Below are 5060 nucleotides of genomic sequence, written 5' to 3' on the forward strand. Positions count from 1 at the left end.
CGCGAGCAGCGTGCAGACGGCCCCGACGACGCCCCCGACCACCGCGCCGACCAGCACGTCATGCGGGTAGTGGGCGCCCACGTAGACGCGCGAGAAGCCCATCACCACGGCGACGACGGCGGACAGCGCGCCCAGCCGCTTGTTGACGAGGAACAGCGCGACGGTCACGGCGGCCACGACCGTCGTGTGGTTGCTCGGGAACGCGTAGTCGTTGAGCTCCGGGCACTTCTCGATGAGGAAGTCGTGCGGCAGCGCCCGGCAGGGCCGCGGCTCGGTGAACACCGTCTTGATCGTGGCGTTGGCCAGGTAGGCGATGACCGTGGCCACGGGGGCCGCGAGCGCCGTGGCCATGCCGGCCGCGTCCTGCTTGCGGGCGAGCCACCAGCCCACCAGCATGAAGAGGGCGAAGAGCCCGACGCCGATGCTGGTGAAGGTGAGCATGGGCCCGTTCAGCCACCGCGTGTCGCGGGCGAAGTCCGTGATGCTCGTGTAGAGACCGCCGTCGATGCCGGCCCCGTCCAGGGCGAGCGACGTCGTGCTGGTGGGCGTCATCGGATTACGGGCCTCCGGATCGTTCAGGCGCAGGGGTGCGGTACACCGTCCCCGCTGCGGTGGTCGTGAGCCGCCGTCGTACCGTGGGACCCTGGGAAACGCCAGGCGCTGCCCACAAGGCGTACCAGTAGCCGTGAAGCGACCGAGAATACGTGCGTCTACAAGACTGTAGATGATAAATCTCGGCGTCCGCGCCGCTCGGCCGGGTCCCGGCGCCGATCCGTCGCCGCAGGTCCGACCGGGCTCCGACCTCGGTCCGTCGCCCCCGGTCCGTCGCCTCCGGTAGGGAAACCCGGCCGCACATGTTCACCCTTCTTCCACCAACCGTCGCACGGGGCGTGGGAGAACAAGGGCCATGTGTGCAGACGACATCCCTCCGCAAGCCGATCTGACCGAGGCCCAGTGGGCCGCCGAGCGCGAAACGCCCCCGGAATCCGGGACCGCGCCGCACTCCATATCTCGGGCCGCGCCGGACCGGGGCATACCCGCGACCGCTCCGGGCCAGGGCGCCGGCGCGGCCCCCGCCCTCCGGCGGCGTACGCTCCTGGCCTCCGCGGCGGCGGCCGTCGCGGTCGGTGGCCTGGCCTCCAGAACGCCCGCACGGGCCGCCGCGCCGGAGAAGTTCCCGCTCCCGGGCGGAGTGGGCGCGGACGGCTCGCTCTCGGTGCTGATCACCGGGGACGCGGGCACGGGCAAGGCCGCGCAGTACGCCGTGGCCGCCGCGGCGCGCGACGTGTGCCGGGCCGAGGGCGTCGCCCTCGCCGTCGGCCTCGGCGACAACATCTACGAGAACGGCCCGGAGTCGGGCCACGACCCGGAGTTCGCCGACAAGTTCGAGCGGCCCAACGAGGGCATCGACGTCCCCTGGCTGATGGTGCTGGGCAACCACGACTGCTCCGGCATCATCCCGGGCAGCGGCGGCAACCCCTCCCGCGGCGACCGCGAGGTGACGTACGCCGCGTCGTCGCGCCGCTGGTACATGCCCGCCCGCTACTACTCCGTACCGATCCCGGCGGGCGGCTGCGGGGCGCCGCTGGTGGAGTTCTTCGCGCTGGACACCAACCCCGTCGCCTCGACGGTCATGCAGACCGACCCCTACTTCACGTGGGACGGCCCCTATATGCGCGAGCAGCGCGCCTGGCTGGACGGGGCCCTGACCCGCTCCCGCGCCGCCTGGAAGGTGGTTCTCGGCCACCACCCGTATCTGAACAACGGCGTCCACGGCAACGCCGGGTCCTACGACGGCTTCGTGATCGGCGACTACACCAGCGGCGTCCACCTCAAGGAGCTCTACGAGCAGGTGGTGTGCGGCCGGGCCGACCTGATCCTCTCCGGCCACGACCACACCCTCCAGGTGCTGGAGCCGACCGCGCGCAGCCGGGGCACCCGGCAGCTCGTGTGCGGTGCGGCGAGCAAGACGGGGGACGGCCGGGCCCACGGCCGCACGCCCGCCAAGTGGCAGGACTTCTCCCACAACGGATTCATGATCGCGAAGATCACGGCGGAGCGGCTGACGGTGAACTCCTACACCGTCGACACCGCCGCCTCCCGTGCCCGCCTGGCGCACAGCTTCAGCTCCGCGCCCCTGCTCGCCCCGACTGCCTGACCGCTCGCGGCCGACGTCCGGCGGGCGCTCAGTGCGCGTGCGGCTCGGCCCGGTGCACCGGCCCGTGCGGGTCCTCGCAGTGCGTGTGCGAAGGGTCCGCGGCCGCCTCTCCGGGCCGGGCCACGGTCAGCACGCGCGCCGGGGCGTGGTCGACCTGGAGGGTCGTGTGGCCGATCTTGTAGTCGTGCCGCAGGACGTGCTCCAGGTCGCGCCGCACCGCGTGGCAGTCGCCCTCCGGGGTGACCAGAACGTGCGCCGAGAGCGCCGGCTGACCGGAAGTGATCGTCCAGACGTGCAGATCGTGGACCTCGGTCACCGCCGGGTTGGCGGCCAGCCGGTCGCCTATGGCGTCGGGCGCGAGGTCCACCGGCGCGGCCTCCAGGAAGATCCGCCCGGACTCGCGCACCAGCCCGTACCCGGCCCGCACCATCAGCGCGACCACCACCAGCGTGACGACGGCGTCGATACGGGCGAACCCGGTGGTCAGCACAACGAGACCGGCGACCGCGGTGGCGATGAAGCCGAACAGGTCGTTGAGGATGTGCTGGTACGCGCCCTCGACGTTGAGCGAGGAGCGGTTGGCCCGCGAGATGCACCAGGCCGCCGCGATGTTCACGACGATTCCGGCCAGCGCGGTGACGAGCACGAGCGAGCCGTCCACGCTCGGCGGATCGATCAGCCGGCGCACCGCCTCGTACGTCAGCCAGGCGGCGAGCAGCAGCAGCGTGACGCCGTTGAGCTGCGCGGAGAGGATCTCGGCGCGCTTGAGCCCGTAGGTGAAGCCGCCGCGGGCCGGCCGGGCCGCGAGCCGCATCGCGACCAGGGCGAGCACGATCGACGCGGCGTCGGTGAGCATATGGGCCGCGTCGGAGATCAGCGCGAGGGAGCCCGCCGCGATGCCGATCAGGACCTCGACCGCCATATACGCGGTGATCAGGGCGAGCGCGGCGAACAGCCAGCGGCGGTCGGCGTCCGCCGACACCCCGTGGGAATGCCCGGCGTGCCCGCCCGGTCCATGGCTGTGATCGTGGCCGTGCTCGATGTGCTCGCTCATCGCTCCTGCGCCTCCCCATCAACGCTGCCGACCCCCGCAGTGAAGCGCACCGCGCGCAGATCGGCAAAGGCTGCACCGGTGACCGTTGTCATCATCGATAACACCGCTCTGACCTGCGGTTTCGTGCGGATGGCGGGAGGCGGTCGGAACGCTCGACGGCAGCCCCGGAGCGGCGAGCCGACGGGCAGTCAGGCGGGAACACGCGGCGCCGGTTGCCCGGCGGGCGACTGGGTAGGGGCGCAAAATGATGATCTAGCCCCTGTCCGCCTCCGTACGGGATGAGTATGAACACTGGACGACCGAGCCCGTCGAGGACCAGGCGGGACAAGAGGCAGAGCAGCGGCGGCAGCGCCGCCACGGACCGCATGCTCCGCATCCTGCTGCGCCGCGGGAAGAACACGCTGAGCGCCGAGGACGTGACCGTCACCGACAAACCGCAGGTGCGCCGCGCGGTGTCGGCGGCGGCCCTCGGCAACACCATGGAATGGTTCGACTTCGGCGTCTACGCCTATCTGGCGGGCACGCTGGGCAAGGTGTTCTTCCCGGCCAGCGAGCCGGGCACCCAGGTGGTCTCCACCTTCGCCACCTTCGCCGCGGCCTTCCTGGTCCGGCCGCTCGGCGGACTGGTCTTCGGACCGCTCGGCGACCGCATCGGCCGCAAGCGCGTGCTCGCCGCCACCATGATCATGATGGCGATCAGCACCTTCGCCGTCGGCTTCCTGCCCAGCTACAGCGCCATCGGCTTCGCGGCCCCGATCCTGCTGCTCGTCTGCCGCCTGGTGCAAGGTTTCTCCACCGGCGGCGAGTACGCCGGAGCCACCACCTACATCGCCGAGTACGCGCCCGACAAACGCCGAGGCTTCCTCGGCAGCTGGCTCGACTTCGGCACCTTCGTCGGCTACTCGCTCGGCTCCGGCCTGGTCACCATCCTCACGGCCGTGCTCGGCTCCGACGGCATGACCGACTGGGGCTGGCGGCTGCCGTTCCTGGTCGCCGGGCCGCTCGGGCTGATCGGCCTCTATATGCGGCTGCGGCTGGAGGAGACCCCGGCGTTCCAGAAGGAGGCCGAACAGGCCGAGGCCGAGGCCGAGAGCGGTGAGAACGCCGAGGGCGACCCGGTCGACGAGGCCCGCCAGTCCGGCCACGGCCGGCTGAAGGAGATCTTCACCCGGCACTGGCAGGCGGTCCTCATCTGCATGGGCCTGGTGCTGCTCTACAACGTCACCAACTACATGGTGACCTCGTACCTGCCGACCTTCATGACCGAGACGCTCGGCGAGGACGACCTCACCGCCCAGCTGCTGGTGCTCGGCACCATGATCGTGGTGGTGCTGACCATCACCACCGTGGGCCGCACCTCCGACCGCTGGGGCCGCCGGCCCGTCTTCATGGCCGGCAGCATCGCGCTCGTCGTGCTCGCGATCCCCGCGGTGGCCCTCATCAAAGAGGGCGGCATCCTCCTGCCCGCCTTCGGCTGCCTGATCCTGGGGCTGCTCCTCGTCTGCTTCGCCGGCACCTCCGCCTCGACGCTCCCCGCGCTCTTCCCCACCCGGCTGCGCTACGGGGCCCTGTCCATCGCCTTCAACATCTCCGTCTCCCTGTTCGGCGGCACGACGCCGCTGTTCGCCTCGGGACTCGTCCAGGCCACCGGCGACAAGATGGTGCCCGCCTACTACCTGATGGTCGCGGGCGTCATCGGCTTCATCGCCGCCTTCTTCCTGCACGAGACGGCCGGCAAACCGCTGCGCGGCTCGGGACCGATGGTCGAGACCCCCGAACAGGCCCAGGCGCTGGTCGCCGACAGCCGCACGGAGGCCGGCCGCCGGGCGCGGGACATCTGGATCAAAC

At 71.3% G+C, this 5060-nt stretch carries 4 protein-coding genes; 2 read left to right on the forward strand and 2 right to left on the reverse strand.

All coding sequences use genetic code 11. The annotated features are described in order from the left end of the window. Positions 1–552: phosphatase PAP2 family protein (locus ACFU99_RS32320; protein WP_384398800.1), on the reverse strand; the 552-nt coding region annotated here is incomplete at its 3' end. Positions 553–907: 355 nt separating this feature from the next. On the opposite strand from ACFU99_RS32320, the gene ACFU99_RS32325 reads away from it, so the two are divergent. After that, on the forward strand, positions 908–2158 hold the full coding sequence (locus ACFU99_RS32325; protein ID WP_384398802.1) for a metallophosphoesterase: 1251 nt from the start codon (positions 908–910) through the stop codon (positions 2156–2158). A gap of 28 nt (positions 2159–2186) precedes the next feature. Here ACFU99_RS32325 and ACFU99_RS32330 read toward each other — a convergent pair whose 3' ends face one another. Continuing rightward, the gene (locus ACFU99_RS32330) at positions 2187–3212 is read right to left on the reverse strand and encodes a cation diffusion facilitator family transporter (protein WP_384398804.1); all 1026 of its coding nucleotides are present in this window, start codon (positions 3210–3212) and stop codon (positions 2187–2189) included. A gap of 365 nt (positions 3213–3577) precedes the next feature. Between ACFU99_RS32330 and proP the strand changes: the two genes are divergently transcribed. Further along, a partial coding sequence (proP, locus tag ACFU99_RS32335; protein ID WP_384398806.1) for a glycine betaine/L-proline transporter ProP occupies positions 3578–5060 on the forward strand: 1483 nt, incomplete at its 3' end.

The organism is Streptomyces sp. NPDC057654, assembly GCF_042800135.1.
Taxonomy (GTDB): Bacteria; Actinomycetota; Actinomycetes; order Streptomycetales; family Streptomycetaceae; genus Streptomyces.